Source organism: Amycolatopsis keratiniphila (assembly GCF_000400635.2).
GTDB classification, from domain to species: Bacteria; Actinomycetota; Actinomycetes; order Mycobacteriales; family Pseudonocardiaceae; genus Amycolatopsis; species Amycolatopsis keratiniphila.
Genome location: NC_021252.1, coordinates 5,034,875 through 5,048,542, shown reverse-complemented (window position 1 = coordinate 5,048,542; position 13,668 = coordinate 5,034,875). Strand labels below are relative to the sequence as shown.

Below are 13,668 nucleotides of genomic sequence, written 5' to 3'. Positions count from 1 at the left end.
GGTGGCCTTGGTGGAGGCGGAGGTCTTAGGGCGAACGACAGCCCGACCGGGATGTCGGCTCCGCACGGGCTGTCCTTTCGCCTGGTGGTGGTCGAGTCTGGGGCGTCAGCAGCGCACGGCCGAGCCGTTGCCCTTCAGGTTGTTGTCCCAGACCCAGCCGGCGATGTTCTCGCCGACTACTCGGACCCACGTCCAGGTGTTGCCGTGGTCGTTGGTCGTGTAGCAGTGGTAGTGCAGTCGAGTGCTGTCATCGATGTAGCCGTCGATCCGGCAGTCGGCGTACGGCCCGGCCGAGCGGACGGGAACGCTGCCCTTGGACGGGTAGCCGTTGTTGAAAGGGTCCTTCGCCGAGTGCGCGTGCTGCCGGCATGCCGCGGCGGCCGGCACCTCTTTCCCGGCTGGCTCGGCGACCGCGACCGGCGGGTTCACCCAGGTCAGGACGGCGGCGACGGTACCCAGTGCGGCGAATATCCTGCTCGATTCCATGTTTCTCCTCCTCATGGGTGGGTCGATCGACCCGCCCGCGAGCTTCTCCTGCCGCAAGCCAAGAACCAGTTGCGCGTTCGTGGAATGGCCTGGTCCGGCGCTTGTCGCCCGAACAGGCGCCTGAAGTCGTCGCCCGCACGCGGTAATCAGGTGAGGTGAGTGTCGAACGGGAGACAGTGACGCTGGGTGTCCTGGGGGACGTCGAAGTATGGGTGAACGGCGAGCGCGTCGACATAGGGCACAGCCGACAGCGCGGCGTTCTGGGCGTCCTGCTGGTCGATGCCAACCAAGCTGTCTCTGCCGATCGCCTCATCGACCGGGTCTGGGGTGAGCAGCCGCCCCACGCTGCTCGCTCGGCGCTGCGCACCTACCTGTCACACTTGCGGCGGGCGCTCGCGCCGACCGGGGTGACGATCACCCGCCGCGGCAACGGGTACGTCCTGTCCAGCGCAGCCGACACCGTCGACCTGCACCGCTTCCGAGAGCTGCTCAGGTCGGCACGCGGACAATCGGAGCCGCGCCGCGCTCTCGCGCTCGCCGAGGACGCTCTGGCGCTGTGGCGTGGGGAACCGCTGGCAGAGCTGGATACCCCGTGGGCGCAATCACTGCGGCGAACACTGCACCAGGAACGCTTCGTTGCCCAGCTCGACCGCGCCGACTGGGCGTTGCAGGATGGTCGGCACACGGACCTACTGGGTGACCTGACCGCGCTGGCCGCCGACCACCCGCTGGACGAACGCCTCACAGGCCTTCTCATGCTCGCCTCGTACCGCAGCGGCCGCCAGGCCGCGGCGCTACGCCACTACGACAGGCTGCGACGGCAACTGGCTGAGGAACTTGGCGCCGACCCCAGCCCACCTGTCCGTGAGCTGCACGAACGGATCCTCCGCGCGGACGCCGGGTTGCTTCCGCCGCCCGCAACCGCGCCGATGCCGAGCCGATACGCCACATCGACGACGAGAAGGAATGCCTCGCCGACACCGCAGAAGGGCCGTGTTCCGGCCTGGCTCGCGGTCCTGGCATGCGCAGCCGGGGCGAGCATGCTGATCGCCGCGGATTCCCCGCCCGATCGGGTGTCTACCGCACTTCACGCGGCCGTCTCGCCAGAAACGCTGCCTCCTGCCGGTGGCTACCGGATCAAGCTCGCGCACTCCACGCTGTGCCTGTCCGAGGACCCGACCGATGACAGCGGCCGGGTCTACCAGCGCGACTGTGCCCGCGCCATGCCGACGATGGCGCTGCGCCTGGTCCGCGACGATGTCTATCGGATACTGACTCACCATCCACGGTTCGGCGGCGGCTGCATGGGCGTGCCGAAGGCATCAGTCGAGGCCGGCGCGGCGGTGTACGACGGCTTCTGCGACACCGGAGCCGCCGAGGACTTCCAGCTGGTCCCTAGTGAGAGCACATCGACGGGCTTCCGACTTCGGGCGGTGCATAGCAACCTCTGTCTGGGTGTGCTCGACGTGTCGATGGCCGACTGGGCACCAGTGTTCCAACTGCCGTGCGACTCGTCCGGGGCCGGCCAGACCTTCACCTTCGAACCCCGCACCTGACAGCGCTGGCTCGCCTCGAGCATGCCGTCGCGGAGGCGCACAGGCACATCTTGGCCGTGGAGCGGCCACGGCGCCAGGTCACCTTCCACGCCGAAGCGGCCCGGCGCGCGCATGTCCTTGCCCGGCACGGGCAGGCGGCGCCGCTGCATGGCCCCGCGCTGTGGCCCGGTCAGCGATCCGGAAGTCCGCGACGAGGGTTGCTGGTCGGAGGTGACGTGGCCGCCGTTCTCGCGCCTCACTATTCGAGGAGAGGAGCATCAACCGGCCCGGCACGCCACGTTTGGGCGAGGGGTGCGAGGCCGCTAGCGCTTCGGAAGCCGGTTCAGCACGGAGGCGGCGACGGCGCGTACCCGCTCGCAGGCCCGTTCGCCGCTGTATCCCTGCAGCCACACGGAAATGTACTCGGCGTCACCGTCCGGGAGGGTGCGGTGCGGCCAGGAGAGCTGACAGGAGGACTCGGAGGCATCGGTTACGTAACCGGTGACTCCGTTGCCGAGATCGACGGGGTCACCGTTGTCGGCGTCGATGTAAAGGCTCCGCTGGAGTCTCACGTCGAGCCGTTCGTCTTTCCGCTGCCACCGGCAGTTCCGCAGGCCCGCGGTGACCGCCCGGACGTCGGTCATGGTTTGGGCGACCACGGTGGCGTCGGGGAGAGCGCAAGGGTCGAGGGGGAGTACACCGGCCGCGTCGTCCTGACGATCGACTTCGTGGGTGCGCAGGCGGGCGAGCACGACGGTGAGCGCGCTGTCCGCGACCGCACATTTGTCGCCCACGTTCGTGTCGTTGTAGAGCATCACGTAAAGCGCCGGCTCGTCGGTGATCGGAATCAGCGAGTGGCATCCCCCGCTGAAGGAGGCGCGCAACAGCGGTAGTCCTTCGGCGGTGCGGTTCGTCGTGCCGATGCCGCCGTTGACCACGGGTTCTCCGAGCCGGAGATCGAAATAGAGGCCCTTAGGTCCCTTGTAGGTGCACCTGTCCGGTGACATCGGGTTCGAGTCCGGCTCCAGCGAGCCGAGGTCCTCGGAGTACCGGCCGTCGAGCACCTTGCACGTGTCGACACGGCGGAGCCGGTCCAGGGTCAGCGCCTCGGCCACCGGCATGGCCGCGATGCCAGGATCCGGTGGTGAGGTGATCGCCTGGATGACGACGATCAGGGTGCCGATCAGGGCCGCGACCACCACCAGCGCCACGGTGATGGGCAATCCCGGCCGGCGCTTCTTGACCGGCAAAGGTCTCGGGGGTGGCTGCCACGCGGGAATCGGCAACGAGAGCACCGAGCGCACTTCCGCTTCTTGATGCCGGATGCGGGCGTGTACGGCCTCGGGCCAGGGTTCGGTGTCCGACGGAACAGGACCGAGGAAGTCCTGTAGCTGTCCGGGGGTGGGCCGCCGGGCCGGGTCCTTGGCGAGGCACGGTTCGGCGATGCGCCGGATTTCTGTTGGCACGGTGGAAAGATCGGGTTCTGTGTGGACCACGTCGTAGAGCGTCTGTGGTGCCGACGCGCCGCTGAAGGGGCCACGTCCGGTGGCTGCCATGACCAGGATGGAGCCGAGGGAGAACATGTCGGTGGCCGGGGTGATCGGGCCGCCTCCGGCTTGTTCGGGCGACATGAACGCGGGCGAGCCGATGATGGCACCCGTGTGGGTGAGGTTCTGCGCTTCTTCGGCGGCGCGGGCGATGCCGAAGTCGATGACGCGGAGCCCGTCGCTGGAGAGGATGACGTTGCTGGGCTTGAGATCGCGATGGATCAGTCCGGCACGGTGAATGTCCGTGAGTGCGGCGGCGAGTCCGGAGGCGAGGCGGCGAACGGCTTCCACGGGGAGCGGGCCGGTCGCGTCCACGGCCGTGCGCAGATCGGGTCCGGTGACGAAGATCGAGGCGAGCCAAGGGGATTCGGCTTCGTGGTCGGCGTCCATGACGGCGGCGGTGTAGGCGCCGGAGACCAGGCGTGAGGCGGCGATTTCACGGCGGAAACGTTCCCGGAAGCCGGGGTCGTGGGCGAATTCGGCGTGGATCTGTTTGACGGCCACGAGCCGGCCGTCGGGGGCGAGTCCGAGTACGACCCTGCCCATGCCTCCTTCGCCGAGTTCGGCGATGATCCGGTGGGGACCGACCTGCCGGGATTCACCGGCACGCAAGGGTTTCACAGACTGGTCCTAGGGTTTCGGCAACCAGGTGAGCAGCGCACTGACGACCTCCTCGGCCTTGGCGCACGCCTGTTGCATGGTCTTTCGGCTTCCACGCTCGTACGTCACTTTGACGTTCTCACCGAGGCGCTCGCTCATCGGCCGGTGCTGCCAGGTCAGGACACAGGCCGGAGACCCCTGCGATGGACGCTCGTCGCGGTACACCGTCCTACCGCCGACCTCTACCGGCACGACGCCACCGGCGGCGGCCTGCTCCGGTCCGTGTGGCGGATACCCCTGCTCCACGGTCAGCCGGAATATGTCGTCGCCGTGGTAGACGCACTGGTGCAGATCCTCGAGGACGGTGGCCCGCACGGGGCCGATCAGCCGGACGACCCTTTCGGGCGGGAGCAGCGTGCAGGGGTCCAGCCCGATCAGCGACTGGGGGGCCATATCGCGTCCGTGACCACCCGCGCGGATTCGCCGCACCGCCTCGCCGAGTCCGGCCTTCACCACGGTGCACTTCTCGTCCGAGGAGAGTGCACCGCGGATCTCGGTGAGGAGCACGACGCTCTGGAGACCGGCGACCGGTACGGCGGCCGCGCACGAGTCGCCGAAGGTGCTGGTGTACAACGGCAGCCCTTCCAGCTCCCCGGCCGGGACCCCCTCGAGCAACCTGGGGCCGATACCGAGGTTCAGGGCACCGTACAGGCAGTCCAGTCCTCGCCCCGGCGAAGACGCTGTCAGCGCACCGAGCACGGGCGCCTCCCAGCCCGCCAGCACCTTGCACAGGTCGACCCGGCGCAGGTTGTCCGGACCGAGCGGATCCGGGTTGACCGGCGTGGTCACCGCCGCTCCGGATGGCGGCGCCGACGCGGCCGCGGGTGCCGGCCCGGGCCGTTGCGGCAGGTTCACCGCCACGACGACGGAGGCGACCACCAGCACCGCCGCGGCCGCGGCCAAGGTGGTGTAGAGCCCGCGTCGGGAGCGCCTCGGCGCGGGCGGGTTCAGCAGTTCCCGCATCTCGGCCTGCTGCGTGTCGATCAGCTGGGGCACCGGCGGTGGCCACGGGGCAGCCGCCGGCGCGATGGGGCCGAGCTGACGCAGTACCCAAGCGCTGTCCGGCCGGTCGCCGGGACTCTTCGCCAGACAGGGTTCGACGATCCGGCGCAGGTCCTCCGGCACCCGGCTCAGATCGGGCCGGGTGTGCACGACGTTGTAGAGGGTGTGCGGAGTGGACGATCCGGTGAACGGGCCCTGCCCGGTCGCGGCCATCACCAGCAGGGACCCGAAGGAGAAAAGGTCGCTCGCGGGGCCGATCTCCTGTCCGCGTGCCTGCTCCGGCGACATGAACCCGGGCGAGCCGATGATCGCTCCGGTATGGGTGAGTTCGGAGTCGCCCTCGATGGCACGGGCGATGCCGAAGTCGATCACCCGCGGACCGTCTCCGGTGAGAATGACGTTACCGGGCTTGAGATCGCGGTGGACCAGCCCGGCACGGTGGATCTCTCCGAGCGCCAGCGCCAGCCCTGCGGCCAGGTACCCCAGCGAGGACTGCGGCAACGGCCCACCGGCCGCCACCGCCTCCGAGAGCGAGGGACCCGGTACGAACATCGACGCCAGCCAGGGCGTCGGCGCGTCGGGATCGGCGTCCATCACCGCGGCGGTGAAGGCGCCGGATACCATTCTCGAAGCAGCGACCTCTCGGCGGAATCGCTCACGAAAACCGGGATCGTGGGCGAAGCCCGGATGCACCTGCTTGACGGCGACGAGCCGCCCGTCGGGCGAACGGCCCAGTAGTACCCGGCCCATTCCGCCCTGGCCGAGCACGGCGAACACCCGGTGCCGACCCACCTCGGTGGGTTCCCCAGCGTTCAGAGATCTCACGACGCCCCCTTGATAGAGAGCGATGATACAAAGGGCGACGTGCTCATCGGCGACAACCATGGAAAGGCACTGTGCGTTCGTCTCGGTATTCACCTCAACGGGTTTGAGCGTCCTGTATAGGGTGCGGAGCCAGACCGCGCGCAACTCGAGTACTCGTCGCGGAGGATCTAGTCGTTGCCGAAGGTGACGTGGTCGTCCACCCCGCACGCCCAAGGCACGATCAGGGAGATGGCCCCGTCTCCATCCGTTCCGCTGAACGTCAATCTGTCCACGCGAAAGAGTGAAAGCTCGTCAGGCCATGTGCGGCTGCGGCGGCATCTTTGGCCGAGTGACGTGACCTGGGGGCGTCGTCTGAGGCGCTGCATCGCACTGTTCTGGTCGTAGACGTGGAGCAATTCAGCGGCCGGAAGAATCCAGAACAGAGGAATGCGCGCAACGCCGTCACCGGGGCGAGTTCGATGAACGACTCAGACGTCGCGATGCTGTCGGCGATCAGGCCAGACGGATCTGTGGTTTCGACTACGCTGACCGCTCGACCGATTACGCTCATTAATTGATCGTGGGCGTAGATCGGGTGCCGGGGCGGAAAGCGCGTGAGCGCTACTTGTACAAGGTCTGGACGTTCGTAAAGTGGTGACGTCGTCTGTGGTGGTCTTGTGAGGATTGAACCGGAAGACGACGTTGTCCGCGCCCCCGGCGCGCATCGTGAAGGTCGAGGTCATCGTGACCGATCCGCCCGCAACGAGCTGCTCCGGTAGGTCGGTGGAGCTGCCCTTCTGGACGGCCGAGTTCGTCGCCTTGGCGTGGTTGGCGCCGTACAACAACTCCGTGCGGACGTTGCTCTTCGTCGACGGGAAGAGGAACGGCGCGTTGCCGGTATTCGTGATCTCGGTAGCTATCGTTACCAGGACGTTCTCGGTCGGACCGGAGTCATAGGCGTTCGTATCCGCGGTCTCCGACTTCGCGGAGATGATTCGGACCTTCAAGCCGTTGGGCAGGCTGGCGGTATCGGTCGCCGGGGTTTCCGGGTTGGGGGTCTTGCCCGCACAGAACTCCGTGTGAGTACTGGCGAAATTCGGGTCAGCGCACTTCGCGGGGTCGAGGCCGGCAGCGTCCGGCGCGGCAGAGCCGTCGCACGCGGCCAGTGCGAGGGCACCCGCCACCACGAAGAGGCCGACCGAGAGTCTTTTGTCGGGCACAGCGGCCCACTGTACGTCACATGGGACGTTTCGAGAATCATGCCTGATCCATGACGGAAGCAAGGAATGGCGCCGGGTTGGTCAGCCGTCGCCTCTGTCGTCGACGACGAATGAAGGGCATCGCGAGGGTCTGCGACCATGTGATGCGCCCTCGGAATCCTGCAAGCGTTCGAGACCCGGTGGATCGGGTCTCTGGTCGCGCTCACGGCGAATGAGCGGACCAAGCTGGGGGAGTGGTCCCGCACCTGCATCCCACGTTTGGTGACATGCGGCTATCGCCTTTTTACGACTGAAGCCCCGCCCCTCCGAGGAGGAGCAGGGCTTCTGACCTGCGAAAACAGATGGTGCGCGATACTGGGATTGAACCAGTGACCTCTTCCGTGTCAGGGAAGATCGAACCAGCTCCTGACCAGGCGTTTCTCTTGTTTTCGCAGCTTTGCGGTCTCTCATTCCTCCTCGTTGGGGCGGCTTCGAACGCGTTGCGGCGCGTTCTGGTCGCCTGAATATCGCCAGTTGATCTTGAGATGCTGGTTACGAGGAGTTACTTCGTGTCTGCCAAAGCTATTGGTTTTCCGATTGAGCGTGATGCCGTCCTTCAGCTAGTCACGGTCATCGTCGGCGTGATCGTGGGACTGACGTTCCTGTTCGGGTTCGGCAACGTCCTGGCCTTCGGTCTTCGGCTAGGCGTATCCGGGTGGGTGGCTCCGCTGGTCGCGCCTGCCGTAGACCTGTCGGTACTGGCGCTGCTGATCGCGATCCGGCAGTTGTCGCTGCGCGGGGCCTCGGCGGAGGTGATTCGGCCGGCGCGGCGACTGCTGCTGGTCTCGAGCGTCGTCACGTTGGCCCTGAATGTGGCCGAGCCGCTCGTCGCGGGGGAGATCGGTCGAGCTCTGTTCGACGCGGTCGGCCCACTCCTGCTGATCGGATGGGCTGACGTCGGCCCAACGCTACTTCGAGAGCTCGCGCGCACGGCGCCGTCTGTCGAGCAACCTGCTGTGTCAGCACCGTCGTCGAGCGCACCCGCGTCGACTGCTCCCGACGCTTCCTCGGATGCACGGACTCAGCTGATCGACTCATCCCCGCAGCCAACGAAGCGGTCAAGCTTGTCCAGGATCGACGACGACCTCGTGGCGAAAGCCATCGAGGTGGACCGTCGTCATCGCGAGGAGCGCCAACGCCCGATCTCGGCGGAAGGCCTGATGCGACACTTCGGTCTGGGAGCGGAGCGCTCACGCCTGCTGATGCGCACGGTTCGTGCGCGTTGGGAGACCGAGCACGCTGTTCCTGGCAATGATCGCGACGATGCCACCCGTGGTCGAGCGGCTTGACCAGATGAATGCGGCAAACGAAAGCCGATCGCGCTACTGCTGACGCGGACGCTCGACCTAGGGCCTACGCGGCAATGGGAGTGGGGTGGGGTCGCCCCCGCCGTATGTGCCATGACAGGGTTGTGAGCATGACCAGCAGCGCGACCCGGCTTCGTGACGGCGCTATCGGTGTCGGGTACGAGGGGCAGGAGATCTCCGAGTTCATCGACGGGCTTGTGCGGCGTGGTGTGACGCGTCTGGTCGATGTCCGGTTGACGCCGATCTCGCGTAAGAGGGGGTTCAGCAAGACGGCGTTACGTGCCGCACTGGCTGAGGCCGGGATCGAGTATGACCATCGACGGGAACTGGGGAACGTCAAGACGAATCGTGCCGGCTTCGCTGGTGACGAGACCGAGCTCAAGCAGGCGAAGGATCGCTACATCGAGCTGCTGGAGAACGCCGAGGCGCAAGCCAGCCTAGACGAACTGGCTCGCCTTGCGGCCGGTGAGCGTGTTGCCGTGCTGTGCTTCGAGGCAGATCAGCGCCGGTGTCACCGTGACGTCGTGCTGGGTGAGATCGCCGGACGGCTACCTCTTAATTGATCGCGGTGGCCAGTAGACGCCGAGGACGCTGAATGTCCGGGGATGCGCCGCGAGGTTGCCGACGTAGAAGGCGACGTCGCGATCAGGGCTACAGACTTCGTGCAGAAACCGTTGCTCGAGCCGTTGCGCGGCCTCCTCGTCGTTCATGCCGCGGAGACGCAGGAGCTGGAACGCGACGAACTCCCAGTCGATGAATCCCTGCTTGTGGCCGCTGCAGTCGGACTCTTCGCACTCGTAGTGGTAGGTGCCGGCGAACCGTGGCGCATGCAGCGGCGTCCGGTCTTCGTTGCCGAATAGATCGAGCTGGCCGACGTAGGTGTCGATCTTGGCTTGCTGCGCCTTCGACCAGCCCTGATGCGGGACAATCCGTAGCCCAGTGATCCTTTTCGGGCGGATGAGAGCCAACGACTGCGTGTTCATGGTGGCGCCGCGGACGAGGCGACACATAGTGGTCTGGCTGCTGATCGCCGGATCGATCCACGGGCGGCGGTGCGACCATTTGGTCAGGTGTTTTCCGACCTTCAGGGTTGGCATGCGCGGTCGCCAGCTCTCCTGCCTGCTGTCCTGCCTGGCCGGTACCGCCTCGACCGACACGACGTCATACTTCGCAAAACTCGCGTCGGGGCCGAGTTCGCGAAAGTTGATCGGGTAGAGGCGGATCCAGCCTTGACGGTTCGGGTCGAGACTCAGTCCGGCTACACAGACTGTTTCGCCGTACTTTTCGGAAGGGTTGGGTGCAGCCTTCACTGTGACCAGGACCTGCAGCGTTACCGCCTGATCGCCCGCCGGTTTGGCGGTCGGGGTGTCCGGTGGCTGGCCGAACATCGGTAGCTGTGTCATCGGACCTCCCCGATCCGTCCACCTGAGCTATCCAACGTAACTCCGATAGTGGTCACTGCGTGAACGTCCAAAGGAGTGATCTAAGAGCTGCCTGCAGTCTTCGGCGTTGTCTCAGCACACATAGCGGTAAGCACAAGGACGTCGGCGCAGCATTTGGTTCGGCCAATGGCAGAGAAGCGTTGGATCTCACGAGCGTTGTGACGCCGGCGTTGAACGTGGCCGAGCCTCTGATCGCTGGTGAGAATCGGCAAGGGCGTTGTTCGATGAGGTCGGGGCCGGTACTGCCTATCGGGTGGTGTGAGGTTGGGCCGGGCCTGCTACACGCGCTCGCTGATCTCCGGGAGGGTGCAGAACCGTGCTGCCGATGCATCCTCGAACGCCGCGCGGGCGATCTCATCGGAGGCGTCGCTGTGCGTGACCGTGGCTGGACCTGCCCGCGGCTTAAGGCACCACTTGGACCGCGTCGGAGAGGTAACAGCAGACCCTCCATCGGACGACTACCTGTCTGTCGTAGCCGACAACCCCGGAGATGTACTTGAAAACGATTGTGTTCGTGCACGGCACAGGTGTACGGGACCGCGCGTACTGGAACACGTTCTGCCATGTGTCCGCTGGCGTGACCTCGATCCGACCAGATTGGCGAGTGGTGCCCTGCTACTGGGGCGAGAAGCACGGCGCAAGGTTGCACGCGAACGGTGTCACGATACCGATCACGTCCGATCGCGGATTCACGGTTTCCGAGGACGACTCAGAAACCGCACTATGGTGGATGCTTGACAATGATCCGCTATTTGAACTACGCGCGTTCGCGATACAGGCCGCCAAGGCAGCCGACATGCCTCCGTCCGCTGATGTTGCTGGCGAATGGGTTGCTGAAGCGGCGCGCGAACTGCCTGACGAAAGGCTGGCCCTTCTCCTCGACGACGCAGGGCTGGCGGCCGTGTTCGAAGACGCGGTCAGTGAAGTGTTGGCCGATGAGGCATGCCAGCGAGCCTTTGCACGTGAACACGAAGTCGGCGCTGCTCTGACCAGCGCCTTGGCCAGGGCGTTCGTCGCTCAATGTCTGCACGAGGCTGACCGACGCTGGGAGCAGGACTTTCCGCTGGAGGGCGACACCCGTGACGAACTGGTCGCGGCCATCGTCTCAGCTCTGGGCGGCATGGACCGTGGCTTCGGTAATGTCGCCTTCGAGTTGCTGATGCGTGGGGGCGGGAGCCGGGTGGTTGATCGTCGACGTGCCGCGTGGTCGGAGGCGGCGGCGCCGATGGCTGGTGACGTGCTGCTCTACCTCACCCGAGGTTCCGGACTGCGAGATTTCATCGCAGACCGGATCGCCGCCATCGACACGCCTGTGGTGGTGTTGGCCCACAGTCTCGGTGGCATCGCGGCACTGGAACTGCTGATCGAGCGCTCGCTGTCGAACGTCGAGCAACTCGTGACAGTCGGTTCCCAGGCACCACTGCTGTACGAATTAAACGCACTTCCGACGTTGCCATACGGCAGGCCGTTGCCGACCAGTGTCCCCGACTGGGTGAACATCTACGACCCGCGCGATTTGCTGGCGTACGTCGGCTCAGGTGTATTCCCCGATCCGGAGCGCGTCCGGGTGCGCGATCTCGCGGTGAACAATCGCGCCCCGTTCCCGCGAGTGCATAGCTCATACTTCGCGAAGAAGAACAAGCGGTTCTACGGTCTGCTGAACCAGGTTCTGCCGTGATCGTAGTCCCGGAAAGAACCATCGCGATCGTCGTTGGCATCGAGGAGTACGCCGCCGGTGCGCACTGGCGGCTCGATGGCCCAGTACCGGATGCGTGCCGCTTCACCGGGTGGTTGCTCTCATGTGGCGTGCCACCCGCGAACATTACGCTGCTCACTGCGCCGCTGGATGACAACAAGCATTGGGTCGAGGAACAACGAGCGGAAGGCGTCGACATCGTGGACGCTCGGGCCAATACTATTCGCAATCGCTTGATCACCGAGCTGCCTGGTCAGTGCAGCGACCTGCTGCTGATTCACTGGGGTGGACACGGTGTGGTTGACGACCGGAACGAACGCAGGCTGATCTACAACGACGCCGCGGCGAACGACCGACGCAACATGAACATCACCGGGCTGCTGGCACTCCTGCGGACCTCCCCCTACCGCGGCCATCCACACCAACGGATCGTCATCGACTCCTGCCTCACGTTCGCCCGCACCGTGGGCTGGCAGACCGGCTTGCCCGACGAGCGTTTTCAGCACAACGATCCCTTGCTGGCCGTGGACCAGCTGACCTTGTTCGCCGCGAGCGACGGTGAGCGTGCCAAGAACGACAACGTTCTGCAGACCGGTTTGTTCTCACAAACCGTCCTGGACAGTCTCAGTGAAGTCCCAGGCGAATGGCCCCCGGACTTCACCAAGGTGCGACACGATGTAGACAGCAAGTTCCAAGAACTGCGTGCCGACCGCAGGACCCGGCAGGTACCCAGCCATATCTGGTTCCGTCGGGGCAGTGACGACGAGACGCTCATCTTCACCACCGAGTTCAGCTCTCCACGAGCCGACGCGGGCGCTCTTGGAATGGCCTTACTCGAACCGGGCGAGTACAACGAACTACGCAAAATCCTGCGGGTGGGCGCCCCGCCTGACTTGCGCGGTTTGTACCGCGAAGCAACGCGCTCCGTCGAGCTTTCCCCACCGCAGAACCTCGACGACGTGAGGTCGATCGTCGACACGTTGCGAAAGCCGATCAACCCTAGGCCACTGTTCGAGTTCCTGGTCCGCTTCGCGGCCGCGACCGACGACGAAGCGACAAACGACGAACTCTGGAAGTGGATCAACGACGTTGGGCCGCGGTACCTCGACGTCGATCAGCTACGCGACCTCGACGGCCAGCTGCGCCGGACCTTCTTGTTGGTGAAGCTCGAACCGGACCTGATCGACTCCGGACACCGGACCACCGTGTGGCAGTACATCGGCGACGACGGCAAGCAAGTGGTCACCTCGCCGGAGGCGTGGCAGCTCAGAGACGTGGCGGACGCGCTCAGCGACCTGCTGGTCGACTTTGACCCGGTGGGAACAGTCGACCCACCAGTCGTGGAGTTCATGGTCCCCACCGAGATGATGGACGAGACAGTCGAGAACCTGCCGGTCCGGTTGACCCATGACGAGGCCCCGCTTGGAGCCGCATGTCCTGTGGTGGTGCGCCCGCTGGAGCGTTTTGAGAATACGGTTTGGTGTGCGGCGCACGCCGCGGTGTGGCCGAAGGTGGCGAGCTACCACGCCTACGACGAGCAGGCGATCCATTGGATCGAACAGGAGCCCGGCAACACGGCGTTCGATCCGAGCAACCTGCACGGTCAAGTGTGTGCGGCATTGGCTTACACCTACCAAGGTCCATCTCGCAAGGAGGTGCTCCACTACCTGTTCGAAGCCGGGGTACCCATCGCCCTCTGGCACCGCGCCGGACGCTTGACCGGTCGTGACTTGCTCCACCAAGTGTTGCGTGGACAACCCTTGCTGGAGCTGCCCGACGTTGTCCACGGGCAGCGCTACAGTTGCCGTCGCACAGCCCGCACTGACCACCCGGGCCGCGATCTGGTCCTGCTTTGGGACGATCCGACCCGCGTGCCAGATCGCCCTGACTGGCATGTTCCAGCAGTCGTCGAAGGAGTCGCGCCGTGACT

At 65.7% G+C, this 13,668-nt stretch carries 10 protein-coding genes; 5 read left to right on the top strand and 5 right to left on the bottom strand.

What is annotated here, in order from left to right; translation table 11 throughout:
• Positions 1–105: 105 nt before the first annotated feature.
• Positions 106–486 (bottom strand): hypothetical protein, encoded by a 381-nt coding sequence (locus AORI_RS82475; RefSeq protein WP_016334908.1) that lies wholly within the window; start codon positions 484–486, stop codon positions 106–108.
• A gap of 155 nt (positions 487–641) precedes the next feature.
• Between AORI_RS82475 and AORI_RS82470 the strand changes: the two genes are divergently transcribed.
• Positions 642–2,042 (top strand): AfsR/SARP family transcriptional regulator, encoded by a 1,401-nt coding sequence (locus AORI_RS82470; protein ID WP_081809695.1) that lies wholly within the window; start codon positions 642–644, stop codon positions 2,040–2,042.
• A gap of 302 nt (positions 2,043–2,344) precedes the next feature.
• On the opposite strand, the gene AORI_RS63845 is transcribed toward AORI_RS82470, so the two are convergent.
• The 3 genes from AORI_RS63845 to AORI_RS83445 all read right to left on the bottom strand — a co-directional run bounded on the left by AORI_RS63845 (position 2,345) and on the right by AORI_RS83445 (position 7,254).
• Positions 2,345–4,189, bottom strand: coding sequence for a serine/threonine-protein kinase (locus AORI_RS63845; protein WP_016334906.1), 1,845 nt, complete (start codon positions 4,187–4,189; stop codon positions 2,345–2,347).
• Positions 4,190–4,198: 9 nt separating this feature from the next.
• Entirely contained in the window at positions 4,199–6,055 is a 1,857-nt protein-coding gene (locus tag AORI_RS63840; RefSeq protein ID WP_043848913.1) for a serine/threonine-protein kinase, read from the bottom strand.
• 467 nt (positions 6,056–6,522) lie between these two features.
• Positions 6,523–7,254, bottom strand: a complete 732-nt coding sequence (locus tag AORI_RS83445; protein ID WP_123798493.1) for a hypothetical protein — start codon at positions 7,252–7,254, stop codon at positions 6,523–6,525.
• A gap of 548 nt (positions 7,255–7,802) precedes the next feature.
• Here AORI_RS83445 and AORI_RS63825 point away from each other — a divergent pair.
• Together AORI_RS63825 and AORI_RS63820 are read left to right on the top strand one after the other, a co-directional pair.
• Positions 7,803–8,582, top strand: a complete 780-nt coding sequence (locus AORI_RS63825) for a hypothetical protein (protein ID WP_228688161.1) — start codon at positions 7,803–7,805, stop codon at positions 8,580–8,582.
• 128 nt (positions 8,583–8,710) lie between these two features.
• Positions 8,711–9,163, top strand: a complete 453-nt coding sequence (locus AORI_RS63820) for a DUF488 domain-containing protein (RefSeq protein ID WP_123798491.1) — start codon at positions 8,711–8,713, stop codon at positions 9,161–9,163.
• On the opposite strand, the gene AORI_RS63815 is transcribed toward AORI_RS63820, so the two are convergent.
• Entirely contained in the window at positions 9,149–10,003 is an 855-nt protein-coding gene (locus tag AORI_RS63815; protein WP_043848177.1) for a hypothetical protein, read from the bottom strand. The genes AORI_RS63820 and AORI_RS63815 overlap by 15 nt on opposite strands.
• A gap of 529 nt (positions 10,004–10,532) precedes the next feature.
• On the opposite strand from AORI_RS63815, the gene AORI_RS83435 reads away from it, so the two are divergent.
• Complete coding sequence (locus tag AORI_RS83435) at positions 10,533–11,720, top strand: hypothetical protein (RefSeq protein ID WP_123798489.1); 1,188 nt, start codon at positions 10,533–10,535, stop codon at positions 11,718–11,720.
• Positions 11,717–13,666: a VMAP-C domain-containing protein gene (locus tag AORI_RS82455; RefSeq protein WP_016334898.1), complete on the top strand. Its 1,950-nt coding sequence runs from the start codon at positions 11,717–11,719 to the stop codon at positions 13,664–13,666. The genes AORI_RS83435 and AORI_RS82455 overlap by 4 nt, the downstream gene beginning before the upstream one ends.
• The last annotated feature ends 2 nt before the right edge of the window (positions 13,667–13,668 follow it).